This window comes from Brevibacillus sp. BC25 (assembly GCF_000282075.1).
In the GTDB taxonomy this organism is placed as follows: domain Bacteria; phylum Bacillota; class Bacilli; order Brevibacillales; family Brevibacillaceae; genus Brevibacillus.
Genome location: NZ_AKIX01000062.1, coordinates 1 through 26,473 on the forward strand (window position 1 = coordinate 1; position 26,473 = coordinate 26,473).

Consider the following 26,473-nt stretch of genomic DNA (forward strand, 5'->3'; position numbering starts at 1 on the left):
CTTCTTGATCACCTTCGAACCGTTCGTAATATGGCGGAAGCCGTTTTCAGCCCAAGCCAGCCCGACCAGATTGGCGTTTTCCAAATCCTTGAGGATGTCCTGCCCGACTTGTCCGTCGAGTACCTTGTACGCCTGCTCACGGCTCTCAAACAAGAACGGGAGATCAAGCACGCCCAGCTTTGGATGGAAGTTCATTACGGGCGCAGTCGAGGTAATCGACATATCCGCCGTTCCAAAGGTCAGCGCCTCTGTCAATTCTCGCTCCGCTCCTAGCTGGCTCAGCGGATACACCTCGATTTTCACTTTTCCATTCGAGCGCTTGTCGACATCCTCGGCCATTTTTTTCAATGCCAAATGGTATGGATGATCTTCCGTCAGTGAATGCCCTGCTTTGAATACATAGCTTTGGCCGTCACTTTTCGGCGCTTCAGTCCCCCCAGCTTGTCCCGCAGGCGGAGCAGTCTGTTGACCGCCTCCTCCTCCGCACGCCGCCAGAAATAAAGACAATGACATGATGCTCGCTAGCACGAAGCTCCCCTTCTTCCGAAACATGCGATAGTACCCCCTGTTGATTCTTTTGTTTAGATCCCTCTTCCACCGTCTACATTCATGACCTCGCCCGTGACAATTTTGGATAGATCAGAAGCCAAATAGAGAGCCGCCTGCGCGATATCCTCCGGCTGAATCAACATGCCCAATGGAACACTGCTGATGAAAATATCTTTTTTCCCGGCCTCTACTTCCGCTTCATCACCATTGATAAACTTACCCAGCATCGGTGTCTCTGCCGGCCCTGGATTGATGACATTGACCCGGATTTGAAAAGGAGCGAGCTCAATCGCCAATGCCTTGCTCAACATGATAGCGGCCCCCTTGGACGCGCAGTACGCATTCAGCCCCGGACGGGCTCTGATCCCGGCAATCGAAGCGATATTGATGATGCTGCCTTTCCCTTTCCCCTTCTCCTTCATGTGGGGAACCGCATGCCTTGTCGTCAAAAAGATCGATTTCGTGTTCACAGACATGATGCGATCCCACTGCTCTAAGGTCAGCTCCTCAATGGGGGTAAACGCTTGGGGAACACCCGCGCAGTTGACCAGGACATCGATCGAGCCGTACACTTCGAGCGTTTCCTTCACGAGTGCAGCAACGCTAGTATCGTCTGCCACATCCGTTTGCACCGCATGACCTTTTCCTTGTGGCAGCTCTTGAGCGACCACTACTGCCGCCTCCTTGTTCAAATCAGCCAGGATGACGTTGGCTCCCTCGTCCGCAAAAAGCTTCGCAATGGCCTTGCCCATTCCTGACGCGGCCCCTGTTACAATCGCCGTTTTTCCTTGCAAAAGTTGCCCGCTCATAGGTTGATCACCACCATTCGCTCTTCCGTCATCTCTTCGACTGCGTAACGCGGACCTTCCTTGCCCAGTCCGCTGTTTTTGATTCCGCCGTATGGCATGACGTCATTCCGATAGGTCGATACGTCGTTGATCACCACGCCACCGTATTCCAGTACGCGTGCAGCTTTCATTGCGACGTTCAAATCACGGGTAAAAATCCCCGCCTGCAAGCCGTACTCCGAATCATTGGCTTGTGTAAAAGCATCTTCAAGGTCACTGTACGGAATGATCGTGACGACGGGCGCGAACACTTCCCGGCATACCACCTTCATCTCTGGCCTTGTATCCACCAACACAGCGGGATAGAAGAGTGCCCCTTCCCGTTTGACAGGCATGAGCGATCTTGCCCCTTGGCTAATCGCTTCCTGTACCCATTCCTCTGTACGGCTCGCCTCTTTTTCACTGATCATCGGGCCGACATCCGTGTCCGGATCTTCCGGGTTCCCTACCTTCAACTGATGGACATGTGAGATATACAAGTCACTGAACACCTGCATAACCGATTCATGCACGTAAATGCGCTGGACAGCAATGCACGCCTGACCAGCATTGTGAAAGCTGCGGGCGGCCGTTTGACGGGCTGCCAGCTCCAAATCTGCATCGAGGTGCACGATATTGGGAGAGTTGTTGCCCAGCTCCAGCGCAACGGGACGCATGCCACTTCGCTCCTTGATGCGGCGACCGACTTCTCCTGACCCGGTAAAGGTGTACATAGCGATGCGCTCTTCATCCATCAGCCATTCCCCTACCTGACTGCCTGCCCCCGTCACGATATTTACATAGCCTTTTGGCAAGCCCGCTTCCTCCAGAATCTCCACCAACAGAAAGGTTGCGATAGGTGTGACTGTAGCTGGCTTAACCACCAGCGTATTTCCTGCGGCTAGCGCAGGCGCGATCTTGTGCGTGCTGAGCAGCAAGGGATAGTTAAACGGCGTAATGGCACCGATTACTCCCTTTGGCACCCGAATGGTAAATCCCAGACGGTTTTCCGAGCCTTCTGTCGCTTGCAGTGGAATCATTTCCCCGTGAATTTTCTTGGCTTCCTCTGCCGACAAGCGCAGTGTATTGATCGTCCGATCCAGCTCATTCATCGCGTCCTTGCGCGTTTTGCCCACTTCGCGAATCAAGGATTGCTCCATCTCGTCCCGGCGTTCCTCCATTAGCTCAGAGGCTTTCAGCAAGATTTTGTATCGTTGAAAAGGAGTCAATTTGTCCGCCTTAAACGTCTCCCACGCAGCTTCCACCGCTTCTGTTACATGCTGCTGACAGGCCTTGGCGATATGCGCGATGCACTCGCCCGTGTACTTGTGAAGGACGGGAATGTAGCTCTCGGTTTTCACCCATTCTCCGCCAATGTACAAATCATACGATCTCGCTTCCATGTCCTCTTCCTCCCTTATATTTATCTCGTTGTTTGATAGATGTGGCGAACGATTTCGTCTCCCAATTCTTTTGTTGTCGCCGTCCCCCCAAGATCAGGAGTGAGCACCTTGCCATCTTGCAACACGTTTTCGATAGCGTTCATGATGACAGCACTGAGCTCTGGCAGATCGAGATGATCCATCATCATGGCGAGGCTCCATATTTGTGCGATTGGATTGGCGATTCCTTTCCCCGCAATATCTGGCGCAGAACCGTGAATGGGCTCAAACATGGATGGATACTTGCGCTCCGGATTGATGTTCGCGGAAGGAGCCAAGCCCAAACCTCCGACGATCGCCGCCCCGAGATCGGTCAAAATGTCTCCAAACAAGTTGCTCGCGACAACGACGTCAAACGTTTCTGGTCGCGTGATGAAATACGCAGCGAGTGCGTCGATATGATACAGATTGGTCTGGATACCTGGGTATTCCTGACTGACTTCCTTGACGATCTCATCCCAAAACGGCATGGAATGGTTGATGCCGTTGGACTTCGTAGCCGCGGTTACGCTCTTTTTCGAACGTTTTTCCGCCAGTGCGTAAGCGTATTTGAGGATGCGCTCTGTGCCATACCGGGTAAATACGTTGTTCTGCACCGCCATTTCGTACGGTGTCCCCTGGTGCATGCGCCCTCCCATATTGGAGTACTCACCCTCCGTATTCTCCCGTACCACGACGAAATCGAGATCAGCATGCCCTTTATAGCGAAGAGGGCTTTCCAGACCTTTGAGCAGCTTGACCGGGCGAAGGTTCACATACTGCTGGAATGCCCGCCGAATCGGCAAGATCAACTCCCATACAGAGACATGGTCAGGAACCTCGGGCGCACCGATTGCACCAAGCAGAATCAAATCATAGTCTTTTAAAATATGGAGTCCATTCTCCGGCATCATTTTGCCGTGTTGGAGATAGTAGCTACAATTCCAATCCATGACATCACGAGCAAACCGAATGCCGCCGTGACTCTCTTCTATGGCTCCCAACACCTTTAGGCCTTCTTCCATGACCTCGGGACCGATTCCGTCTCCTGGAATTACTGCAATGGAATAGTGAAGCAACAGTCTCCCTCCTAAAAATCTAAATTTTTTGACTTTATACCACACTATCCCTTGCATGATTAATGCCAAGCTCCGTATTATACCCCTAACCGGATAAAAGTCTATCATCCGTTCTCTCCATGCCTCACTTGTCCGGTTACATTGCAAAACAAACGCAACAAAATGTTGCAACACGCATTGCAACATTTGTTCACGCCAAGCTATACCGTTTCATCCATTATCGGGTACAGCCGAGATACATGCAAAAAGGGGTCATAGTCTTACTTTTATTTCCAAATGATGATTTTATCGAATTCTCCTGCCATGCCACAAACTGCATTCGAAAAATGAGAATTTCTGTAAGCTTGCGACCCAAAATTACTCGTATCTCGGCTGTACCCCTAGATGTGCTACGGCTTTCCTTTGATGGAAAAGAAACAGCAACCATTCATAAATCCGGTTGCTGTTGTATCTCTCATTTTGGTTACTCAACATAACTATGTACAACATTGTGCTACTTTCAATTCATCACTTCTTCTTATCCATAAAGATCCGTCTTCTTTGATCATATAATCTATTTTATTACTCTTTAAAGCTTCTATCTGTTCTGAGGATGCTCCATCAGAAAATCTATAGTAATCATTTCCAGTCCCCACATATAAAAATCCAAATACTAGCACCACAACTATTGCTGTTGCAGCCAAAGACACGATTAATTTATTCTTCATAAATATCACCTTCTTTCAAAAAGGAGAATCAGGAATGATTATTCCTGATTCTCTTTTTCTTACGTAATAAATGCAATCACCATTTTTTGTAAGTGTGTGACCCAGAATTACTCGTATCTCGGATGTACCCCATTATGACTATTCCTGATTAATCGGTGCCCCAATCTGGAATTCTTCTATTTTGCGATACAAGGTATTGCGTCCGATTTGCAGCATTTTGGCCGCTTTACTGACATTACCGCCACTTTTCTCGAGCGCCTTTTTGATTGCGATTCTCTCTGTTTCACGCAAAGAAGGAATGGCATGATCCAAAGTCTCAGGCGAATCGGCTTCTATCAATCCCTCCAGCTGGATGTGATCGCAATCAATGGTGTCCCCCTCTGCCAAAAACACCGCTTGAATCAGCACTCCTTGCAGTTCCCGGATATTGCCCGGCCACGAATAAGCACACAGCTTATCCTTTGCCTCGGTGGTTAGTATGTACGGTTGTTCTGTGTCGATTTGCTGCAATAGATGCTCCGCCACCTGGATGATATCACTGCGCTTTTTCAATGACGGCAAATGAATGGAGACCCCTTTGAGCCGGTAGTACAGGTCAGCCCGAAAACGTCCCGCCTTGATCTCCTCTGACAGGTTTCGATGCGTAGCGGCAATGATCCGTGCATAAATAGGGCGGGATTGATTGCTCCCCACTGGGGTGACGACCTTTTCCTGCAAAACGCGCAGAAGTGCCGCTTGCGCACGCAAAGACATATCCCCGATCTCATCCAAAAAGATCGTGCCCTTTTTCGCCGCTTCAAACTTTCCGATTCTTCCTTCCCGATGTGCCCCTGTGAATGACCCACTTTCATATCCAAACAATTCACTCTCGATTAAATTTTCTGGAATCGAACTACAGTTCACTGCAATAAAAGGCTCATGCGCGCGTGGACCTGTCTCATGGACCATTTGAGCAAACAGCTCTTTTCCTGTACCGCTTTCCCCCAATATGATTACAGGAAAATCTACCTGCGCTGCCTTTTGTCCGAGCATCTTTGCCTGCATGAAGAGCGGGCATGAACCAGCTAGACGCGGAAACGGCTTCAGCTGTTCTTTGGGTGCCGCAGACCAAAAACGCGGCCGATGATCTTTCACATTACGGCCGGCACGCTCTTGCTCCGCACTTACTCTAGTTCCCAAGGCTTCCTTTCCGAGCTGCTGCTGCGCGGCCTCATTTAGACCCACGATACGCTCGTCCCGATCCAAACCGACGAGTGCCAGCTTTTCTCGACCATCTCCTCGGCTTGATAGAGTTGGTATGGCAATCACGCGCTCCGCATCTTCTAACAAAAAGCGGTTTTGCAGAGCCTCTGCGATCATGCAAGCAATTGTTAGTGCAAACGGATGGGAATATTCTTTACGCGTACTAATGTCAATGATGCCCAACAGCTCACCCGCAGGTGAAAAAATAGGTGCGGCTGAGCATGTAAGAAAGCGATTTTCCAAGAAGTAGTGTTGCTCTCCCTGTACCTGAATCGGCTGTTGTGCGATCAGTGCTGTCCCAATCGCATTAGTTCCTTTGTAGTCTTCTGTCCAGTTCGCTCCGATTTGCAGCTGTACTTTTTGTGCCTGGTTGGCGAAGACTGGGTCCCCGATCGTTTGAATAATATTTCCTTCCCGGTCAGACAAGAGTGCGATGTGCTCTGTCGATAACAAAAAGGGAGCAAGCTTGTTAAAAAGCGGGAGACTTTCGCGAATCAGAGGGTGATTATCCTGAATGATTTCTTTGATTCGTCGGGCAGAAATGATTTGATCATTGGCCTTCTCCGTAACCTTGAGGTTCGATTCCTGACAGCGCTTCCAAGATTGCTGAACAATCGTCGACAACACGATTCCCTCCCCCAAAAATCATTCCTTCTCAGTATAACATGAGAGTCTTTGCTATAGAAAAACCAGTCGAACCACGAGCACATTTGTCCCAATACGGAACACGACATGGTCCATTATGGAACAATTTCTACCCTCATCCGTTCAAGAAAACGCTGTCATTTTGAGCTTTTTCACGTTGGTACGAGACTTGCTTTTAGAGAGGGCTGTAAAGAAATATGTGATAAATGAGGAGGCGCTCGCAATGATCTATGCTCAGCCCGGCCAAGCTGGTTCCAAGGTGACTTTCAAAAATCGTTATGAAAACTACATCGGGGGTAATTGGGTTCCGCCAGTAAAAGGTGAGTATTTCGAAAACGTATCACCTGTAACAGGCAAGGTCTTTTGCGAGGTAGCCCGTTCGACAGCCGAAGATATTGAGCTGGCACTGGACGCTGCCCATGAGGCAAAAGACGCGTGGGGTCGTACCTCTGTTGCACAGCGCGCGAATATTTTGTTAAAAATCGCGGATCGGATGGAAGCAAATCTGGAGATGCTGGCAAACGCAGAGACGTGGGAAAACGGCAAGCCCGTTCGTGAAACACTCGCGGCCGACATCCCACTGGCGATTGACCATTTCCGTTACTTCGCCGGAGCGATCCGCGCTCAAGAAAGTACACTCGGTGAAATCGATAACGACACGGTCGCTTACCATTTCCATGAGCCACTCGGTGTCGTTGGTCAAATTATTCCGTGGAACTTCCCGCTCCTCATGGCTACATGGAAGCTGGCTCCAGCCTTGGCTGCGGGCAACTGCGTCGTCCTCAAGCCTGCGGAGCAAACACCTGCATCCATCATGGTGCTGATGGAGCTGATCGGCGACCTGCTCCCTCCTGGCGTCATCAACGTCGTGAACGGCTTCGGTCTGGAAGCGGGTAAACCTCTCGCTTCAAGCAACCGCATCGCGAAAATCGCCTTTACGGGTGAAACGACGACAGGACGCTTGATCATGCAATACGCTTCCCAAAATATCATTCCGGTGACGCTGGAGCTGGGCGGAAAATCGCCAAACATCTTCTTCCCGGATGTGGCTGCAAAAGACGATGCCTTCTTTAACAAAGCGATTGAAGGATTCGTACTGTTTGCGCTCAACCAAGGCGAGGTTTGCACATGCCCATCCCGCGCACTCATTCACGAAAGCATTTACGACCAATTCATGGAGCGTGCCCTGCAACGCGTAGCCAATATCAAGCAAGGAAATCCGCTCGATACAGATACGATGATCGGCGCACAGGCTTCTTTGGAGCAGGTAGAAAAAATCCTCTCCTACCTGGATATCGGCAAACAAGAAGGTGCCGAATGCCTGATTGGCGGCGCTCGTGCACAGCTTGCAGGTGATCTCGAGGGCGGCTACTACATCCAGCCAACTGTCTTTAAAGGCCACAACAAGATGCGCATCTTCCAGGAAGAAATCTTCGGTCCGGTCGTCTCTGTAACGACATTCAAGGATACAGATGAAGCGCTCGCCATGGCAAATGATACGCTGTATGGCTTGGGTGCTGGTGTATGGACACGCGACACGAACACAGCCTACCGTATGGGCCGCGAAATCCAGGCTGGTCGCGTGTGGACCAACTGCTACCACGCTTACCCAGCTCACGCAGCATTTGGCGGTTACAAAATGTCCGGTATCGGCCGCGAGAATCACAAAATGATGCTGTCTCACTACCAACAAACGAAAAACCTGCTGGTCAGCTATAGCGATCAAGCTCTGGGCTTCTTTTGATCAATGAGCCAGCCTGAAAAAGTGCTCGCGACAGATGCTGCACTGGCACTAATTGAACGACTTCGCGCCAAACACGGTGACCTGATGTTTCACCAGTCAGGGGGCTGCTGCGATGGCAGTTCCCCCATGTGTTACCCGCTCGGAGAATTTCTCGTGGGTGAGCAGGACGTCCTGTTGGGGGAGATTGGTGGCTGCCCGTTCTACATGGGCAAAGCGCAGTATGAGTATTGGAAGCATACGCAGCTCATCATTGACGTCGTGAATGGGCGGGGCGGAATGTTTTCGCTGGAAGGACCCGAGGGGGTACGCTTCCTCACACGTTCACGGGTATTTCCAGACATGCAACCGGAATAAAAGAAAGACCGCTCCTGCCTTTTTGCTGGCTGGAACGGTCTTTTTTTGTTTGGATGACTATCTCGATTTTTTGCGAGAGGTACGATTTGCAGGAGCATTGCTTGCTCGATTGCCTTGTTTTGCATTCGGGCGTGCTGAGCCGCGTTGAGCAGCTACTGGCTTGCCCTTGGAATTGCTCGACTTGCGTTCGAACCCACCTGGTGCTCGGTTACCATCCTTTGGCTTTCGATCAAAGCCACCTGTTGCTCGGTTACCGTCCTTTGGCTTTCGATCAAAGCCACCTGGTGCTCGGTTACCATCCTTTGGTTTACGATCAAAGCCACCTGTTGTTGCTCGGTTACCGTCCTTTGGTTTGTACTCAAAGCCACCTGTTGTCGCTCGGTTACCGTCCTTCGGCTTGCGCTCGAACCCGCCTGCTGTACGGTCTCTGCCTTTCGCCTTGCTCTCAAAGCGACCTTCTACGCGTTCACGTTTCCCTGAATTACGCTCAGAACTGCCACCCTTTGATTGACGTCGTCCATCTCCATCACGACGCTCCCTAGAGCCTTGCTGTCTTCCCTCAGCGGACTTTCCTTTCCCTCTTGCCTCTCTGCCCTGCTTGTCCCCGCGCCGATCTGCTTTCTCGGCTCGCTCCCTCTCAGGCTTTTGCTTTTTCTGATCGCCCGACTCTCCACGATCCATTTCACGCCGCTCCAGAGACAGATTGATCCCTTCTTCAATCTCCCTGAGCTGCCCCCAATCCTTCGCCGCTACCAAGGTAAAAGCGGTCCCTTTTTCCTTGGCTCGCCCCGTTCTGCCGATCCGGTGTATATAGCTGTCCACATCTTCCGGAATGTCGTAATTGAAAACGTGCGTGACTCCCTCGACATCAAGCCCGCGCGCTGCCACATCCGTTGCAACCAAGTACTGAATCCTGGCCTCGCGGAATCTCTTCATGACATCCTCGCGCTTCGCCTGTGACAAATCGCCGTGCAGCTCGTCAGACATATAATCGAGACCTTGCAGCTCTGCATTTAACTTACTAGCTCTGCGCTTTGTTCGGCAAAAGATCACCGCCAGAAACGGCCGTTGTTCATCCAGCAGACTGCACAACGTAGCTTGCTTCGCACGATCTGTGGTCTCCACTGCAATTTGGCGAATATCATCTAACGTAATTCGCTTGCCCTGCACTTTGATGTTTTCCGGCGTTTGCATAAAGCGCTTCGCAAGAGATTGCACCTGTTCCGACATGGTGGCCGAAAACAGCAAGGTCTGTTTTTCAAAAGGCGTATTTGCCATAATATCTTCTACCTCAGGCAAAAAACCCATATGAAGCATTTGATCCGCCTCATCCAGGACAAACATCGAAACTTGCGATAAATCAATCGTCCCTCTTCGCAGATGATCCAGCAAACGTCCCGGTGTCGCGATGACCACATGTATTTTTCCTTTCAGCTTTTTCAGTTGCTGATTGACATCTTGTCCACCATAAACCGCGAGTACTTGGATGTCTTCCAGCTTTTCCGTCAGCTTCTTTACCTCTGCCGTAATTTGCAAGGCAAGCTCCCGCGTAGGGGTAAGAATCAACGCCTGAACATGCGTCGCTTGTGGATCCGTTTTTTCCAAGATCGGCAGGACAAATGCGAGTGTCTTCCCGGTTCCCGTCTGTGCTTGCGCGATTACATCTTTTCCTTCCAGCACAACAGGAATTGCTTTTTCCTGAATCGGTGTAGGCTCGGTAATCCCGTTTGCTTGCAGAGCACCTATTAGTTCCTTATGTATTCCCAATCTCAAAAAATCAGCCAGTTTCGCCATCTCCATTCATAAATCGATCCGTTATTATTTCGTACATACTGCCATGCCGATAAAATATCGTACGCCATCGCGAGGTGTTTTTTCAAATGTAACGCCTCTCTGATAATACATATCCACGTCAGAATAGCGTACAAACAGCTCCGCGAACTCTTCCGGCGTCAGCTGATGAACATGGAAGGGCTCACTCGTCTGCATGCCCCGTCCTCTGCCAAATGGACTGGACAGCACCAGCGTACCACCTGGTTTCAGCATCCGATACAAGTTATCCATAAACAGCAAATCGTCTGCGACATGCTCAATCGTCTCAAAGCTCAAAATCGTATCAAACAACCCCAATTGCTCGGGAAGCGCCGGATCAAGTGCGTCACCCTGCTGATACGTAATCTTTTGATGGTTGTATTCCCGATTGGCGTACAATATCGTCGCCTCATCGTTGTCGACTCCGATCAATTCCGTCAGCTCTCGTTTTCGATCCTTTGCGATCATATGACATCCGTAGCCGGTACCGCAAGCGATATCCAGCACTCGACCTTTTACATAAGGCGCGGCAAAATAATATCTGGCTATATGTTCCAGTAGCATGCCATTCGTAGATTTTAACAGCTTGGGGATGATTCTCTCCCCTGTCCATTCCAGCAAAGCCATCACCAATTTTCTCGTATTCTTCCTCACATCTTACCTTATTTATCGGCTCGATCCTATCAGCTAGCATTTCCTGAACACGGTTTATTAAGAAATTTGTAAGACATTTCATTACTGTTTTGTTAGAGCTGGGCGTTAAGATAGTACCATGAATGCATTCATAAGGTGGGACGAATCATGACCAAATATCAAGTCCTCGTAGTCGACGACGAGGAAGAAATCCGCGACGCAATCGAAATCTATCTCAAAAATGAATCCATGACCGTATTCAAGGCTAGCAATGGACTGGAAGCGCTGGACGTACTGGAACGCGAAGAGATCCAACTCATCCTGATGGACATCATGATGCCAAAAATGGACGGGATGACCGCCACCTTTCAAATTCGCCAGAAAAAAAACATCCCGATCATCATGCTCTCTGCCAAATCGGAGGATACCGATAAAATCCTCGGGCTCAACATCGGTGCCGATGACTATGTGACGAAACCTTTTAATCCCTTGGAACTCATCGCCAGAGTCAAATCTCAGTTAAGACGTTTTACCAATCTCGGAAGTGCTCAAATGACAGAAGATGAGATTCAGGTACGCGGCTTGACCTTGAACAAAAGCACAAAAAATGTTGCGATTGACGGTAACGAGGTTCGCCTGACTGCTACCGAGTACAAAATCTTGGAGCTGTTGATGGAAAACAAGGGACGGGTATTTTCGATCGAGGAAATTTATGAACGGGTCTGGAGAGAGCCTTATATGAACGCGGAAAACACGGTGGCTGTCCACGTGAGACGCATTCGGGAAAAAATAGAGATCAACCCGAAGGAACCTAAATACTTGAAGGTGGTATGGGGAATTGGATACAAAATCGAAAAATAAACGCTTTGCGGTGCCCGTGCTCATTGTTATGATCGTGAGTATTTCGCTCGCTTTCCTAACGATGGCCGATCTGTACCATAAACGCGAGAATCTCCAAGAGGATAATTACTTTCAAAGCTCAGGCTTCAATCGTGAATTAGATACATTTGCCGAGCTGGTGAAAGACGTTCATGTAGATTATTCAAACTACACTCCAGGAAAGCTCGACGAGAAGACAGCGAATCAGCTCAAAAAAGAGCATGAGGAAACCCTCCGGTCGATTAAGGAAGATAACCAGCTCTCAGATATGATAGAACAGGCAAAAAGAGAGGGGGACCACGAGAGAGTCGCCCAATTAACCGAAGAACATTCACGTAGCTTGCAAGAAGACATCGCGAAAGCAACGTCGAATTATCAGGACCAAGTGAACAACAGAATCGCCGAAAGAGATGCCGAGTACGAGGAACGCAAAAACAGCCTCACCCTTCGAAGCGGCTCCTTCAAATACTATGTCACTGATAAAAAGAACAACAAAGTTTACACCAATCTCCCCCAAGAACCTACAGAATGGGAACTGGCCCGATATGCGCGCCATACAATCAACCTCCCGAATACGATTGGTGATTTAGAAAGCATCAATCGCACTTATCAACTGAATCAACTAAGTGGTATCTTTTATGTCCCAAAAGAACCAGACGGATATAGTCAGGTCCACACAGATGCACTTTACTACGATTCCATTCGGGATCGGCTGATTGGCGAGTTTGTCCTGCTCGGGGGCACTCTGTTCATCCTTGCACTCTGCTACTGGTATTTGCCTGTCAGCAAAGCGTTAGAAGTACCGATTGTAGCGAAAAGCCTGGCACTGTTCCGATTCATCCCGTTGGATATTCGGATGGCACTGTCTTTCGTACTTGGCTTTACGTATTTCATTATGATCGCGAACATGCGCTTTTTCTTCTTGCCAATTGATGGTGATCATTTCTTCACCCTTGCGTTCGTTTCGTTGTTTACTGCTTACCTGCTTCTACAATTCATGGAGGCATGGCTTATGTACAACCAGCCTGAGAGATTTACGCAGCAATGGCAAAAGAGTATTTTTGCCAGACAACGTGTCCTTCTTCAAGAAAGCTACACCAATCGTGGCATGTTCTTCAAAGTATCCACGTTGTTCATCCTGACTGTCATGTTCGGTATGAGTATCGGTTTCGGATTCGTCGGGCTTGTCGAAGGGTCTGGTGGCTTACTGTTTTTCAGCTTTTTGTATGGCATGTTTTACATGATCGTAGTTTTCCCATACTCACTTAGACGCTTGGGACTGATGAACCGCATCATGCACGGTGCCTCTGAAATGGCTGGAGGCAATCTGAACACCACGATCCAAAAGGTAAAAAAAGGAAAGTTATCTGATCTCGCGCACTCTCTCAACAACATCACAAAGGGACTCAAGCACGCGATGGAAGAGCAGATGAAAAGCGAGCGAATGAAATCCGAATTGATCACAAATGTTTCCCATGATTTAAAAACACCGCTGACGTCGATTATTAACTACGTTACCCTGCTCAAGCAGGAAAATTTGGCACCAGAGGAACGCAAGAGCTACGTCGATATTTTGGATCGCAAAGCAGATCGACTGCGCGTGCTCATCGATGACCTGTTTGACGCAGCCAAAATGTCCAGCGGCGCGGTGGAACTGAATATCGAGCAAGTGAATGTCGCCTCCCTGCTCAACCAATCCATTGCAGAATTCAGTGACAAAATCGAGCAATCGACGCTCACCTTCCGCGTAACGACGGAGCAGCCAAAGATTGTCGCCCCTCTGGATGGCAAGAAAACGTGGCGCGTATTTGAAAATCTGATCGGCAACGCCCTGAAGTATTCCATGCCGAATACACGCGTCCTGATCCATTTGGCAGAAACACAGGATGAGGTCATCCTGACGTTCAAAAATGTCTCCGCCTATGAAATCGACTTTGATGCGCAGGAACTGTTTGAACGGTTCAAGCGCGCTGATCAATCTCGACATACTGAAGGCTCTGGCCTCGGCTTGGCTATCGCAAAAAGCATCGTAGAATTGCAAGGTGGCAGGCTGTCGATCGATATTGATGGCGATTACTTCAAAGTCATTGTCGTATTCCGCAAACACACGTAAGGATCAAAGAGAAAAGCCAGTGCCCGATCATCCGGCACTGGCTTTATTACGTGGCTTCACCCTGTTAGATGGCAAAGTTCCTTTCAAATAGGGACTCAATACTGGCAGCCACCTCTTGCTCGTCGGCACCCTCCACCTCAAACATAATTTCATCTCCGGTCTTTGCCCCCAGAGCCATTACGCTGAGGATGCTTTTGCCATTTGCCTGCTTGTCATTGTAGATCATCTTGACCGACGAGCTGTATTGATTGAGCAGGTTCACCAAGACAGAAGCAGGGCGAGCATGGAGACCTCCACTCACGGCTACTTCCAGATTCATTCGGATCAATTTCACGCCTCCCTTCCTGTCCTCTTACAAGAAAAACTTCTCAATGACTTCTGCTACCCCATGCCGATCGTTCGTTTCCGTGACATGTCGAGCCAGCTGTTTCAGATCATCAGGAGCATTTCCCATCGCCACACCCAGTCCGGCGAATCGGAGCATCTCTACATCATTGTAATTGTCGCCTACAGCAACGATCTCGTCAGGCTGAATCGCAAGCTTCTCACTCACTACCGCAAGACCACTTGCCTTGGAGATGCCCACAGGCAATATTTCCAAATTATTCGCGCCCGATGCCGTCACGCGAACCCCCGAAAGTTCGGCTTTCTCCAGCTCTTGTCTTGCTGCCAACAGGCGCTTCTCGTCACCCGTGACGAATATTTTTGGGGCACACACTTCCTGTTTTCGAACGTATCCGGCTATTAACCGCGAAGCCTGGATTTTGAGCGGGTATTGATTTTTCCAGAGCTGGCGCAGTGTCCAGGCATTTAACAGCGGAAACAAGTCCGTCCACTTCCACGTGCGATTCGTGACAGCATAAGACTCATGAAGCAGCATGACATCCAAGCCATGCGATACGAGTATATCTGTAATCCTCGCCGCTATCTCATACGGAATACGCTGTACGTATAGCACCTGATCCGTCTTGGGATCTGCGACGTATGCGCCATCATGGGAAACAAGTGGTGTGCTGATCTGGAACTGCTGCGCCAACGATTTGGCCGATGGGTATGCCCTGCCGGTTGCCAGTGTGACGTGGACTCCTTGCTTCACTAACTGGGTAATGGCCCGCTCTGTTACTTTGGATAAGGTATGGTTCGACATCAAAATCGTTCCGTCCACATCCAAAGCGAGGAGTTTGTATTTCACACGAGTCCCATCCTTATGTGACGGGCTTGAAAAACTGGGGCAAATACTCCTTGTGCGCCTCCAGCATCTCATCGAGTATTTTTTTGGCGATCACATCAGACGGCACCAGCGGGTTAATATTCATCGCCAATAGCGCCTTATGGTAATCACCCGTTACAGCTGCCTCAGCTGCCACTCGCTCAAACGACTTGATTTGCTGTACGAGTCCACGCACGGAAACAGGCAAATCACCAACAGCCAAAGGAATCGGTCCTTCTCTTGTAATAACGCAGTTCACTTCGACTGCCGAATCATCCGGAATGCTGGCAATCGCTCCATTGTTGCGAACATTTACCGTCTGGATATCGCGCTTGTCGTTGTAAATGGAGTAGATCAAATTGCAGGCAGCCTCACTGTAATAGGCACCGCCACGCTTCTCCAACTGCGGAGGCTTGATATCTAAGTCCGGGTCTTCGTAGAGTGCGAATAGCTCCGCTTCCACCTGCTTGACCACTTCAGCCCGCGTACCCTTCTGCTCCGCTTCTTCCAGCTCGTGCTCAAGCATCGTACGGGTCTGATAGTAGTAACGATGATACGGGCACGGGAGAATCCCCAATGCTTTGATGAAATCTTTATCCCAACCAAGGTCCAAAATGTTTTGCATCGTAATACCGGATTGGTCGCCCGTTATCTTATCGATTACCTGGGAAATGACGTTTTCCCCATCCAGGTACACACCCAGTCCGAAGATCATATGATTCAATCCGGCAAAATCAATATGAACCCGTGATTGCTCGACCCCTAAAACAGTGGCAACACCCATTTTCATCCCAATGGGAACATTACACAGTCCAATGACCTTTTTACGGTTGGTATGTCGCAGCACTGCCTCTGTGACCATACCAGCCGGATTCGTGAAGTTAATCAGCCAAGCATCTGGACATAGCTCTTCCATGTCACGACAAATGTCCATAATGACCGGAATGGTACGCAAGCCTTTGAACAAGCCGCCGGGACCATTGGTTTCCTGACCGATTACTCCGTATTTCAAAGGAATACGCTCATCCTTGATCCGCGCTTCCAAGAGACCCACGCGCATTTGTGTTGTAACAAAATCTGCGCCCTCAAGTGCTTTCCGCCGATCCATCGTCAAATGGATCTCGATAGGCACCCCTGCCTTCTCTACCATCCTTTTTGCCAGGGCCCCTACTGTTTGCAGCTTTTTCTCGCCCTCCGGAATATCCACCAGCCACAACTCTCGGACGGGCAACTCATCGTAGCGCTTGATGAAGCCTTCCACCAGCTCAGGTGTATAGCTAGACCCTCCACCGATCGTTACAATTTTGATTCCGCTCATACTCCTGCCTCCTTGCCTTCATGGATTTGGCTGTACAGCTCGACAAACTCCGTAGCCAAATCCTTGACTGTTATCGCGTTCATCAAATGATCCTGGGCGTGAATCAAGAGCATGCTGATCTCAGTCTTTTCGCCCGCTATCTCCTTTTGGATCAGTGCCGTTTGATTTTGGTGTGCACGACCGAGCTCTTCTCCTGCACGCTTCAACGCATCCTCTGCTCCTGACAAGTCTCTATTTTTTGCCAGAGCGATCGCTTCCATTGCCAGACTCCGCGCGTTTCCTCCGTGAAGTATTAGTTGAAAAATAACGTCTGTATGGTCCAAATCTATCTCCACCTATCCAAGTTCGCTAAAAGTCACGAGCTGTATTTTTTGATCACGAATGTATTGCTTTAACTCTGCTGCTGTTAAGATTTTCAATTCTGTGGTTCGTTGCTTTGCGTATGAACTGCCTGTCAGTACCGCTTCGTCCAAATAAGCAGGGTGCGTCATGATCTCAACTACAGGATAATCTGCCATATCCTCTACGATCCTGACGAAGGATTGTACGGTTAGGTCGTCTCCATAAAAATGATGAGAAAAGCCTTCTGTCGTCAAAACACTCAACTGGTCCCGCTGCTCCTGTGTCCCGAACATCCAGGGATAGCGAACTGGCACTCTATATTCCTCTGCCAGCTTCAGAACAATCGGCAAAACGGCTGGATGTGCATGCACATGGTGGTGGCTGTCGATATGCGTCAGCTTTAGCCCCGACGCCACGAACACCTCCAATTGAGCCCGCAGCTCCCGCTCGATATCCTCCGGTGCAGCAGAAATCAAATGATCTTGCCCGCGTCGAAAACGCCCCTCTCCATCCGTTAGCGATGGTACATCCTGACTAACTGGCGATCCGCATGTGAGTACCAGATGAATGCCTACTCCGAGCGTTGGATGTTCTTTGGCCAGCCCTACAGCGTGCTCGAACCCCTCCATATTGACCATCAAGGTCGCAGAAGTAACGACTCCTTCCCGATGCGCTTCGACGATACCCAGATTGACGCCTTTGGAATACCCAAAATCGTCTGCATTCACAATCAGTTTCATAGATAGCCTCTCCTCTAGCGATTACATAGTCACAGCTGTATCGGAAGCAGTACCAGCTTTTTCTTCACTTACCTTTTGTTTATCCCACAAGCGGAAGAACGGATAGTAGATCGCGAGCGAGATGAGGAAGTTCACCGCTTGAAGAACCATCCCCGACACTTTTCCGCCTGTAGCCAAATATCCGCTTACAAATAATGGTGTCGTCCACGGAACAGATACTCCGCTTGGCTTTGCTACCCATCCGAGCGACATCGCAAAATAGCTGATAATGACCAATATGACAGGGGTAATCACAAACGGAATAATCAAGAGCGGGTTCATGACGATCGGCATTCCGAAGATGACCGGTTCATTGATGTTAAACAGACCAGGTCCGATCGAGAGTCTACCGATGTTTTTCATCTGTTTGCTTCGCGCCATGAATACCATCAGGACAACGAGAGCCAAAGTGGCACCCGATCCCCCTGCATATATCCACATGTCAAAAAATTGCGTGGTGACGACGTTCGGCAATTCACCGTTTGGATTTGCCTGAAACGCCGCTCTGTTCTGGTCCATCAGTGTCAGCCAGATGGGGCTCATAATGCCACCGACTATCGCCGCACCATGCAAACCAACTGCCCAGAGTATATGAATAAGCAACACGCAGATAATGGCGCCAATCAAGCTGCTGCCGACCACACTCAATGGTCCGACAAGAAGATCTTTTACAATATTATGAATACTCTCGAAAGAGGTGTTTTCTAGCAGAATCCGAATCAGCCAGACAACGATAAGCACAGCACCCGCAGGGATCAATGCCACAAAAGAGCGGGAAACAGCAGGGGGAACTCCGGGTGGCATGGAAATGACGATTTTCATTTGGATGATTTTGCGATAAATCTCGGTTCCTAAAATCGCCAATATCATGGCTACGAACAATCCCTGGCTACCCATTAGCGTAACTGGAATGACTCCGCCTACCTCTTGGGCTGCACTCACTCCCTCAGGGGTGAACATTACTTTATACGGAGTAGCGAGCAAGAAGGAAGCAACAGAAATCGCTCCAGCCGACAGCGGATCGACCTTGTATTTCTCTGCTAGTCGGTAAGCGACGCCAAAACTGACAATCAATCCCATGATGTCAAAAGTAGCGCCAACCGGATACAGCAGCTTCGTCCGCCAGTTTTCGCCGAAAACTCCGCCCATGAATTCGTCATAACCAGGTATCGGTATGAAGCCAATGATGAGGAACAGTGAACCAATGATCAACAAAGGCAAAGTAAGGATAATTCCGTCACGAATGGCCTGCAGATGCTTTTGTTCCGCCATTTTTCCTGCTATCGGCATCATGCGGTTTTCCATAAATGAAACAAATCCGCCCATACGCATCCCCCTCCTACTGTTTTAGACGAAGTGCAAATTCAAGCACGTTTTTCCCGTTCAACGTTCCGTAATCAACGGTACTGATCACGTCTACAGGAATTCCTCTGGATGCCCCTTCTTTTTTCATCTCTGTCAGTTTGTAACGAACTTGTGGCCCCAACAAGAGCACTGCTGCTTGATCAATATGATTTTTCACATCATCTGCGGAAACTGCCCATATTTTAGCGTCCAACCCTTTTTCTCTGGCAGCTTCCTCCATTTTTTGAACCAGCAAGCTTGTCGACATACCCGCTGCGCAACACAATAAAATATTCATTGATTGTACCCCCTCCTCTCGACGAGTGATGCCTTATTGTAAGAGCAAGTTACGTGCCAAAACACCAAAAAATGTATGCGCTTACCGAAAAAACCGCATGGTTAGGCATATTTCGTGACCTCATCGCCTGTCATCTTCATTAGTGTTTTTATGTAAGCGCTGTAGTGTTTGATTTTGAATATGGAAAAGACAAAAAATAAAACACTGGTTACGCCAGTGTTTTATTGTGTATGAAGAAATTCATGATAAAACAAACGTCGTCTTCGCTGATCACTACCTCATACTTGTCTTCTAGCGGCAATAATTCATGTCGGATTAAGCTGTACAGCTTGCGGTTCTCCAGCAAAAAACTGTCTTTTTGAATATACGCCACTGATTGCGTCCCTGCTTTCAAGCGATCAACCAGGCAGCAGATGTGCAAGTAGGCCCCAATTCGCGTGTCAAAAACCAAAGAATTGTTCAGTCGCTCCTCCATACGGCCGACACACATCCTCACGTCAGCGAGAATATCTTGTCCGTCTACCATTTGCAGGTGCTCCCCCAGCGACTCTTGCATCTTCAGGTAGGCCTCTTCCAGATCGATCACTTTCTGGATATCAGACATCGCCTCTCCGTTCAAAACATCGTCCATGCTATGGTGGCGCAACTCGCGGTCGAGAATGTAATTGCTCACCACGAAGAGAATTTTTCTCTCCTCCTTGATTTTTCGAAGCTGACTGCGGGCCTGTGCCTTATCGATCAGTTGCAGCGGCACAAATTCCAACAGGTTATCATCGTACCTGAGCCTCGATTCCAGTAGCTTTTTTAAGAACAAGGCACTGCCTTCCCCAGACAGGCAGGCTGCGACGATCGTCAGCGCCGGAACATGCTTTTGCGCCTGCTCTTTCGACTGCTCCTCCCGCTGGTAGAGTGAAATGCCCAAGACATCTCGGTAAACATCCTCCAGTGAATGACCGAGCATCGCCTTTCGAGTGGCCTCAATCACATGTGGCGTGCTGACCATCGGTATGACTTTGACCGAAATGCCCATCTCCCGCTCGATGATCTCGCCAAAGCCGAGCAGCGACCCCATATCTACAAGCAACAGCAGTCCAGCCTTGCTCCCGATCTCTCTGGCTACTTTTAGTGCTTTTTCCAAAACACTCATGGAATCTTCTTCGAGCGGCAGATCGATGGCTCTCGCATATTGTGTGACCAGCAATCGGTTCGTCACATCGACCATCGCTGTCGCACCGCCGCTGCCGTGCGTAATCACGAGCACCCCGATTGTTTCCCGTTCTTCCTCCATGCTGACATCGTCGAGTACGAAAAACATGGTCAAATATCCGGCCTCACCAATCGGCAGATCCATGAGTATCGCTTCTTCTATCATGCGCACGCACTCTAGCGCCACAGCAAACTCTTTCTTGTATTTGATTCGCACATGGTTGATTTGCGGATTTACGATCTGTTTGCCTTGTGCGAGGCGCTCCTTCGATGTCTGAATATGTAGCGCGAGACCAAAGATTACCTTCTGGCTCAAAATCTTCTCCAGCTTGGCCTCTGCGAAGCGAACGATCTCTTCCACAAGGTGAATGATGAACGGGTCGATAATCCGGGCCATGTCGCCCTTATTCACTCGTTGGTGGACGCCTTTGATAAAGGTCGTAAAATAATTCTCGATGTCAAACTCCAATTCTTCTTCACTCACACCGAGGTTTTGCAGTTCATATATTTTCTGCTCGATTTTTTCATAGACACTGTCCGTCGTATCCCCTGTTTCTCGTCCGATCCAGATGCCCTCTTTTGATGGCTGCACGACAAAGCAATTGTGCTCCGTCCCAATGATTTCATCTAGCTCCTGCTTGTAATCCTTCACCAAAAGCAGCCCTTGCTTCACATGATGCGGCAGGTCCTGAACCGACACGTGCAGCTGATTCTTTTTTAACGAAATGAATTCGGCGTAGGCGCTGGCGCAGGTGAGCTGAATATCCGTTTTTAACTGTCCAATGTTATTCGGGCAGTGATAGCACAAGAATGCCTGCACAGCATTGGCCGATATCTGAATCTCTCTCCCCAACCGAAAAGCCTCTTCTTGAAAAATCTCCATCGTAATACTAAAGCGCTCTTCCAAGCCACGCTCAACTAAAGAGGGCAGCTTGATGACCATGGGAATACGCCTCATAAACGTTTTTAAGAGACTCGACTCCGGATTTTCTGTCGTGGCCATCACAATCTGGACGTGGGCCGTCCGCTCCATCTCTGTTTCCCCTACGCGGCGGAATATGCCCTTATCCATAAAGGTAAAAAAGATTTCCTGTCCTTCCGCTGGCAGCCGATGCACTTCATCGAGAAATAGAATGCCACCGTCTGCCTTTTCCACTAGTCCTTTGCGGTCCATCTCCGCTCCGGTGTACGCCCCTTTTTTGACTCCGAACAATTGACTGATTAAGAGCTGCGGGTTATTAGCATAATCGGCGCAGTTAAAAATCACGAAAGGAGCATGCTTATCCAGGCGTCCAATATCAACGGCAAACTCGTGAATCATCCCTGCAAACCACGATTTGCCCACGCCGGTTTCCCCCAAAATCAAGCAATGCATCCCTCGCGGCGGATACAAAACGGCGGCCTTTGCCTGCTCAATACGCGTGATCAAGCTCTTGTTGGTTTTCGCCAGCCTGTCCAGCGACGTCTCCGCCAAATAGAGCGAATCGTTTCCTTGCTTGGCAAAAAACAGCGTCGGACGCCCTTCTTCCTTCTCGATTCGGCCTTCCTTCCACAAACGGTTCAAATCACTGCTCACATTCGCTCGACTCAAACCAAGCCGCTCAGCCAACTCTGAAGCGCTTACTTTTTTATCAGGACCAGCGTCTACTAACGTCTGGAATATTAAGTCTAATCGTTTCACTCTATCACCCACCGTTGAATAGATAGAAAGTCACGAAATGCACATCCAATCCTTTTCAATTCCACGAATATTTGGAAAAACCTGCTTTCCTATGAATATGATGGGCATATATACGTCCTTGTAAAAAAGGCCAATCTTGTCGTAAACCAAGATCAGCCTTCTATTTCCTTACTTTTTACACATTGACTTGTTGAATCGCTTGTCTCATGTCCAACGTATTGTCATTCATCGAACTGGAAGCCTTGTGCACCTGCTTCATCATTTCTAGGTTCTGATTCGTTAGCATTCGAATTTGATTCGTTTGTTCGGTGACTCGGCTTGCAATCTGTGCAATGCTGTTGACAGTAGCCGCCACTTCTTCTGACCCCGCGGACAGCTCCTCCGTTGTAGCCGATACTTCTTGCACCTGTTCACTGACGAGTCGGAATGCCTGGACTGCATGCAGGAAGGATTGTTCTGCTTCGATAGAAAGACCGACACCCGTTTCGATTTCTCGTGCCACGTTTTCCATTTCCTCACTGATCTTCTCTGACTCCCTGCAAATTCTGTCTAGCAAAGCTGCAATTTGATGTACGGACGTTGCAGAGGCGTCCGCCAGCTTGCTCACCTCTTTGGCCACCACTGTAAAGCCCAGACCGTGCTCTCCTGCTCTAGCCGCTTCAATCGAAGCATTCAGGGCCAAAATCTTGGTTTGCTCGGTGAACCCGCGAATCGTACCAAGTACGTTTTCAATCTGATTGGAATCGTGCTTCAATTGCATAGCAATGTCCAATGTCTGTGCAGCCGAATCCGAAATATCTTTCATTTGGCTATTCATTCTTTTCATCGCGAAATCACCAGAATGAGCCATCTCGAGAGCATGGACAGAAGCATCAGATACGGTTGCAGATGACTCTGCAATTCGGCTAATGCCCACCGTAATTTCTTCGATGGCAGTGGCACTGTCGGCTGCACTTTTCATCTGCGAATTGGCCCCTTCGTATATCGCCTTTACATTTTCATTCACGTGCTGGCCCATCTCGAGCAAATGATCTGCACTATTGGCTAAATCCTTCGAAGATACAACCAACTGATCAGAGGTCTTCTCCATATTGACAACCAAACCACGAACACGGCTATGCAAGTTTTCGGACATGGTGAGCATCGCCTTATAGACCGTGCCAATTTCGTCCTCGGAGTGAACAGGCTTTTCTCGCAAAATAGCCCCTGCTTTCGCCAAATCCCCCAATGCCATTTGCTCGGCGCTCGCCCTCACCGTATGTAATGGCCCCAACGCCCGTTGCACAAACCAGACAATCGCTCCAATTGCCGCAAGTATGATGATAAGCATAAGCACATACACAGGAGTGCTTTTCCAGATCACGTTTGTTACGAGCTGCTCATACACGGCGACATCCGTATCTATACCCAGTGCGCCAATCACCGAACCGCTGGCGTCCTTCACCGGTGCATAAGCAGATATGTACGTTCCATACTCTGGATTTTCGATGATCGGAGAGCTTGCCTTTTGACCAGCCATAACTGCCTGAACAGCTGCAGGAGGCATATCTGTCACTTCATTGATTGGGGAAGCTGAAGGGTCATTTGGCGGGCGTCCATCAATCATAATTTTGGGAACCTGGTTCTCGTCAAACCGTACGAAATACACGTAGATGGCTCCAATTTGCGTTCGAAACACATCCAGCTCTTTACGTAACGACCAATAAAGCTCGGTCTCCTCTGGCTGCCTTAAAAATTCAGCGTATCGATCAGTATTCATTTGAGCCGCGTAGCTCTCCACAATACGCAAATTGTAGCTATTGATTCCATCCTCCACAGCGGATCTGGTCTGCACAACCTGTGTAGCAACACTCCCCGCCGCAAGTAAGATCAAAACGGCGATGATGACACACAAAATACGGACAATCAAATGCTTTTTCATGAATGATACCATCCGCTCGCTTCTCCCCCGTGCCTTATGATGAACAAATGATGACGCTTACTTTTAATTGCACGATTACCATCATAGGCGATTTCGAAGCTTACGGATAGCTATGTATATTCTGAATATAAACACCTGCACACTTGTCTATCCTTTAATTTTTCCGTGTCCTTTGACTTATGTACGATATAATAGATAAATAATGATTGACAGGAGATAGCAAATCCATGATGGTTTTCATCTTGTTTACCATATGGGCATTAGGTCTGTTCGTACTGTTCACAGACCCGAAACGAACGTCGATCCGCTGGGCTTGTGCGACTGCCTTTGTTGGGGCTGGGGGCTTTATCTCAGGCGTGATTGACGAGACGATCATGCCCTATTTTGCAGATTACCTGGCCGCAAAGCCCGGGACCACGAACACTCTGATATTGGTAAGTCGCATCTCTTCTTTTATTTGCCAAGTGGGTTTGCCCTACACGTTTCTCATGTTTGCTGTACACTCAACTGAATTTTTGTCTCGCAGAGTAAAACTGACGATACAATACGTTGCTCTCATCCTGCCGCTTGGGATGCTTTGGATGACACCCGTTTATCCCGAGCTGCTTTTTAACTACTGGATTATGGTGGCATGGGTGATTCCGTTTTTTCTGTTCTCCTGTACGCTGCTTGTCGTGCAGTACATGCGAGAAAAAGACCCACTCGTGAAAAAGAACAGCTTTTTCACGAACGTACTCATCATCATTCCGTTGTTTTTCGTCTTTATTTTCATCTACATCATGCGTATCCAGAACGATTACGAGGCTTGGCGCTACAACATGCTCGTAGTCACGATCCAGTTTATCCTGATCGTTGCCATCAGCTTGAAATACGGCTTCCTTGGCGTCCGTCTCCGCGTAGAAAAAAGACGTCTGGACAGCACCTTGCGCGCCTTGACGTCCGGTGCCCAAATCATTAACCATACGATCAAAAATGAAGTAGGCAAAATCTCGCTGTATGCCGACCGTATCGAGACATATGCGGATGAAACCAACCAGCCGTCGCTAAAAGAAGACGCGCTTGTCCTGATGCAATCCTCGCAGCATATGCTGGACATGATGAATCGGATTCAAAACCAGCTGCGGGACGTCGAGCTGCGCGAAGAACCATGTGACCCCGGCCAAATTATCGGGCAAGTCACACAAAATCTGACGCCCTATATCCTGAAACAACAGGTAGAAGTCGTAAGTGAATTGGACGAAACACTTCGCTTGTATGGCGATGGAGTACAACTGCGCGAAGTCATCACCAACTTGAGCATGAATGCGCTGGAAGCCATGAAGTCGGGCGGCAAGCTTCATCTTCAGCTATTTTTGTCCCACAAGCATCTCATCATCACTGTCGCGGACACAGGCACAGGCATTACGAAAGAGAACCTGCCTCATGTACTCGATCCTTTTTTCTCGACAAAAAGGACAGGACAAAACTTTGGTCTTGGGCTCTCCTACTGCTACAATGTCATGCAAAAACATCAGGGCCAATTGGAAATCTACAGTGAGCAAGGCAAAGGAACCACCGTTTTCCTGTTCTTCCCGAAAAAGCGCGTCATCATAACCGACTCTGAATAGCGAAAGGACACTCACAAACATGAATCCAATCAGGGTATTTTTAGTAGAGGACGACCCCGTCTGGCGCAAAGGTCTCATTGACTTCCTGAACAAAGAACCGGATCTCACTGTAGTAGGGGAGGCCGGGTTCAAAGCAGAAGCAATCGAGCGCTTTTTGCCTGCCAAAGCGGATGTCGTCTTAATGGACATTAACTTGACCGAGAACAATCTGGACGGAATCGAGACGGCAATCGAATTCATGGCACTCCAAGCTGATAGTAAAATCATCATGCTCACCTCTCTGACAGACGAGGCAGTGATCGTGGAATCCTTCTCAGCGGGTGCCGTCAATTACATCAGCAAATCGAGCTTCAAGGAAATTCCCGACGCTATCCGTGCTGCTCACAACAGCCAATCTGCCATTCACCCTACGGCAGCTGCGGCACTGCGCAACGAATTTTTGCGTTTGAAAAACGATGAAAATCAAAAACTGTTATCTCCCGCAGAAAGGGATATCCTACAACTAATCCACCAAGGTCATACGCAAACGCAGATTGAACAATCTCTCCACATCACGAAGCGTACGATCAAAAATCACATCAACCGAATCCTCAAAAAAATGGGCGTCAAAACAAGCAAGGAAGCCGCCGCAAAAGCCAGCCAAAAAAAGCTATTCTAGGTCTTATTACCAGGTACCAATGAATGTTGGTACTTTTTTTACATGCTCCACTCCTTACAATGAAAGCTATAGAGCAACGACATTATCCCTTGTAAAGGTGTGGT

At 48.9% G+C, this 26,473-nt stretch carries 23 protein-coding genes; 6 read left to right on the forward strand and 17 right to left on the reverse strand.

Annotation, left to right across the window (positions count from 1 at the left end; translation table 11 throughout):
* From dctP to PMI05_RS17805, 6 genes are all read right to left on the reverse strand, one after another.
* The coding region (gene dctP / locus PMI05_RS17780; RefSeq protein WP_007724542.1) for a TRAP transporter substrate-binding protein DctP at positions 1–552 on the reverse strand (552 nt) is incomplete at its 3' end.
* Positions 553–581: 29 nt separating this feature from the next.
* On the reverse strand, positions 582–1,358 hold the full coding sequence (locus PMI05_RS17785; protein WP_007724543.1) for an SDR family oxidoreductase: 777 nt from the start codon (positions 1,356–1,358) through the stop codon (positions 582–584).
* Positions 1,355–2,779: an aldehyde dehydrogenase family protein gene (locus PMI05_RS17790; RefSeq protein WP_007724545.1), complete on the reverse strand. Its 1,425-nt coding sequence runs from the start codon at positions 2,777–2,779 to the stop codon at positions 1,355–1,357. Before PMI05_RS17790 ends, PMI05_RS17785 begins: the two co-directional genes overlap by 4 nt.
* A 20-nt stretch (positions 2,780–2,799) precedes the next feature.
* Entirely contained in the window at positions 2,800–3,876 is a 1,077-nt protein-coding gene (locus PMI05_RS17795; protein ID WP_039960966.1) for a tartrate dehydrogenase, read from the reverse strand.
* 476 nt (positions 3,877–4,352) lie between these two features.
* Entirely contained in the window at positions 4,353–4,583 is a 231-nt protein-coding gene (locus PMI05_RS17800; protein WP_007724549.1) for a hypothetical protein, read from the reverse strand.
* 138 nt (positions 4,584–4,721) lie between these two features.
* Positions 4,722–6,449, reverse strand: a complete 1,728-nt coding sequence (locus PMI05_RS17805; protein WP_039960974.1) for a sigma-54-dependent Fis family transcriptional regulator — start codon at positions 6,447–6,449, stop codon at positions 4,722–4,724.
* A gap of 244 nt (positions 6,450–6,693) precedes the next feature.
* On the opposite strand from PMI05_RS17805, the gene adh reads away from it, so the two are divergent.
* Complete coding sequence (adh, locus tag PMI05_RS17810) at positions 6,694–8,214, forward strand: aldehyde dehydrogenase (protein WP_007724551.1); 1,521 nt, start codon at positions 6,694–6,696, stop codon at positions 8,212–8,214.
* 3 nt (positions 8,215–8,217) lie between these two features.
* Positions 8,218–8,568, forward strand: coding sequence for a DUF779 domain-containing protein (locus tag PMI05_RS17815; RefSeq protein WP_007724552.1), 351 nt, complete (start codon positions 8,218–8,220; stop codon positions 8,566–8,568).
* A 57-nt stretch (positions 8,569–8,625) separates the two neighbouring features.
* Here the strand turns inward: PMI05_RS17815 and PMI05_RS17820 are convergent, their stop codons facing one another.
* Positions 8,626–10,368, reverse strand: coding sequence for a DEAD/DEAH box helicase (locus PMI05_RS17820; RefSeq protein WP_007724553.1), 1,743 nt, complete (start codon positions 10,366–10,368; stop codon positions 8,626–8,628).
* Positions 10,369–10,386: 18 nt separating this feature from the next.
* The gene (locus PMI05_RS17825; RefSeq protein WP_007724554.1) at positions 10,387–11,007 is read right to left on the reverse strand and encodes a bifunctional 2-polyprenyl-6-hydroxyphenol methylase/3-demethylubiquinol 3-O-methyltransferase UbiG; all 621 of its coding nucleotides are present in this window, start codon (positions 11,005–11,007) and stop codon (positions 10,387–10,389) included.
* A gap of 174 nt (positions 11,008–11,181) precedes the next feature.
* Between PMI05_RS17825 and PMI05_RS17830 the strand changes: the two genes are divergently transcribed.
* Complete coding sequence (locus PMI05_RS17830) at positions 11,182–11,874, forward strand: response regulator transcription factor (protein ID WP_007724555.1); 693 nt, start codon at positions 11,182–11,184, stop codon at positions 11,872–11,874.
* On the forward strand, positions 11,852–14,005 hold the full coding sequence (locus PMI05_RS17835) for a histidine kinase dimerization/phospho-acceptor domain-containing protein (RefSeq protein WP_007724556.1): 2,154 nt from the start codon (positions 11,852–11,854) through the stop codon (positions 14,003–14,005). The genes PMI05_RS17830 and PMI05_RS17835 overlap by 23 nt, the downstream gene beginning before the upstream one ends.
* 64 nt (positions 14,006–14,069) lie before the next feature.
* On the opposite strand, the gene PMI05_RS17840 is transcribed toward PMI05_RS17835, so the two are convergent.
* The 9 genes from PMI05_RS17840 to PMI05_RS17880 form a co-directional block, all read right to left on the reverse strand.
* Complete coding sequence (locus tag PMI05_RS17840) at positions 14,070–14,333, reverse strand: HPr family phosphocarrier protein (protein WP_007724557.1); 264 nt, start codon at positions 14,331–14,333, stop codon at positions 14,070–14,072.
* 24 nt (positions 14,334–14,357) lie between these two features.
* Entirely contained in the window at positions 14,358–15,197 is an 840-nt protein-coding gene (locus PMI05_RS17845) for a Cof-type HAD-IIB family hydrolase (protein ID WP_007724559.1), read from the reverse strand.
* A gap of 13 nt (positions 15,198–15,210) precedes the next feature.
* A complete protein-coding gene (locus PMI05_RS17850; protein WP_007724561.1) occupies positions 15,211–16,533 on the reverse strand; it encodes a 6-phospho-beta-glucosidase in 1,323 nt (440 codons plus the stop codon).
* Positions 16,530–16,856: a PTS lactose/cellobiose transporter subunit IIA gene (locus PMI05_RS17855; RefSeq protein WP_039960970.1), complete on the reverse strand. Its 327-nt coding sequence runs from the start codon at positions 16,854–16,856 to the stop codon at positions 16,530–16,532. Before PMI05_RS17855 ends, PMI05_RS17850 begins: the two co-directional genes overlap by 4 nt.
* 12 nt (positions 16,857–16,868) lie before the next feature.
* Complete coding sequence (gene chbG / locus PMI05_RS17860; RefSeq protein WP_007724565.1) at positions 16,869–17,615, reverse strand: chitin disaccharide deacetylase; 747 nt, start codon at positions 17,613–17,615, stop codon at positions 16,869–16,871.
* 21 nt (positions 17,616–17,636) lie between these two features.
* On the reverse strand, positions 17,637–18,986 hold the full coding sequence (gene celB, locus PMI05_RS17865) for a PTS cellobiose transporter subunit IIC (RefSeq protein WP_085972486.1): 1,350 nt from the start codon (positions 18,984–18,986) through the stop codon (positions 17,637–17,639).
* A 7-nt stretch (positions 18,987–18,993) separates the two neighbouring features.
* Complete coding sequence (locus PMI05_RS17870; protein ID WP_007724569.1) at positions 18,994–19,296, reverse strand: PTS sugar transporter subunit IIB; 303 nt, start codon at positions 19,294–19,296, stop codon at positions 18,994–18,996.
* A 208-nt stretch (positions 19,297–19,504) separates the two neighbouring features.
* Positions 19,505–22,183 (reverse strand): sigma-54-dependent transcriptional regulator, encoded by a 2,679-nt coding sequence (locus tag PMI05_RS17875; protein ID WP_007724571.1) that lies wholly within the window; start codon positions 22,181–22,183, stop codon positions 19,505–19,507.
* 175 nt (positions 22,184–22,358) lie between these two features.
* A complete protein-coding gene (locus tag PMI05_RS17880; RefSeq protein ID WP_007724574.1) occupies positions 22,359–24,116 on the reverse strand; it encodes a methyl-accepting chemotaxis protein in 1,758 nt (585 codons plus the stop codon).
* 215 nt (positions 24,117–24,331) lie between these two features.
* Here PMI05_RS17880 and PMI05_RS17885 point away from each other — a divergent pair, with 215 nt between their 5' ends.
* Together PMI05_RS17885 and PMI05_RS17890 are read left to right on the forward strand one after the other, a co-directional pair.
* Complete coding sequence (locus tag PMI05_RS17885; protein ID WP_007724577.1) at positions 24,332–25,711, forward strand: HAMP domain-containing sensor histidine kinase; 1,380 nt, start codon at positions 24,332–24,334, stop codon at positions 25,709–25,711.
* A 19-nt stretch (positions 25,712–25,730) separates the two neighbouring features.
* Positions 25,731–26,369 (forward strand): response regulator transcription factor, encoded by a 639-nt coding sequence (locus tag PMI05_RS17890; protein WP_007724579.1) that lies wholly within the window; start codon positions 25,731–25,733, stop codon positions 26,367–26,369.
* Positions 26,370–26,473 lie beyond the last annotated feature (104 nt).

Bases quoted from the DNA above. Each gene is read 5' to 3' on its own strand.
- PMI05_RS17800 (WP_007724549.1), bottom strand. From the start codon at position 4,583: ATGAAGAATAAATTAATCGTGTCTTTGGCTGCAACAGCAATAGTTGTG.
- adh (WP_007724551.1), top strand. From the start codon at position 6,694: ATGATCTATGCTCAGCCCGGCCAAGCTGGTTCCAAGGTGACTTTCAAA.
- PMI05_RS17850 (WP_007724561.1), bottom strand. From the start codon at position 16,533: ATGAGCGGAATCAAAATTGTAACGATCGGTGGAGGGTCTAGCTATACA.
- PMI05_RS17870 (WP_007724569.1), bottom strand. From the start codon at position 19,296: ATGAATATTTTATTGTGTTGCGCAGCGGGTATGTCGACAAGCTTGCTG.
- PMI05_RS17790 (WP_007724545.1), bottom strand. From the start codon at position 2,779: ATGGAAGCGAGATCGTATGATTTGTACATTGGCGGAGAATGGGTGAAA.
- chbG (WP_007724565.1), bottom strand. From the start codon at position 17,615: ATGAAACTGATTGTGAATGCAGACGATTTTGGGTATTCCAAAGGCGTC.
- PMI05_RS17785 (WP_007724543.1), bottom strand. From the start codon at position 1,358: ATGAGCGGGCAACTTTTGCAAGGAAAAACGGCGATTGTAACAGGGGCC.
- PMI05_RS17830 (WP_007724555.1), top strand. From the start codon at position 11,182: ATGACCAAATATCAAGTCCTCGTAGTCGACGACGAGGAAGAAATCCGC.
- PMI05_RS17825 (WP_007724554.1), bottom strand. From the start codon at position 11,007: ATGGCTTTGCTGGAATGGACAGGGGAGAGAATCATCCCCAAGCTGTTA.
- PMI05_RS17820 (WP_007724553.1), bottom strand. From the start codon at position 10,368: ATGGAGATGGCGAAACTGGCTGATTTTTTGAGATTGGGAATACATAAG.
- PMI05_RS17885 (WP_007724577.1), top strand. From the start codon at position 24,332: ATGATGGTTTTCATCTTGTTTACCATATGGGCATTAGGTCTGTTCGTA.
- PMI05_RS17815 (WP_007724552.1), top strand. From the start codon at position 8,218: ATGAGCCAGCCTGAAAAAGTGCTCGCGACAGATGCTGCACTGGCACTA.
- PMI05_RS17880 (WP_007724574.1), bottom strand. From the start codon at position 24,116: ATGGTATCATTCATGAAAAAGCATTTGATTGTCCGTATTTTGTGTGTC.
- celB (WP_085972486.1), bottom strand. From the start codon at position 18,986: ATGCGTATGGGCGGATTTGTTTCATTTATGGAAAACCGCATGATGCCG.
- PMI05_RS17890 (WP_007724579.1), top strand. From the start codon at position 25,731: ATGAATCCAATCAGGGTATTTTTAGTAGAGGACGACCCCGTCTGGCGC.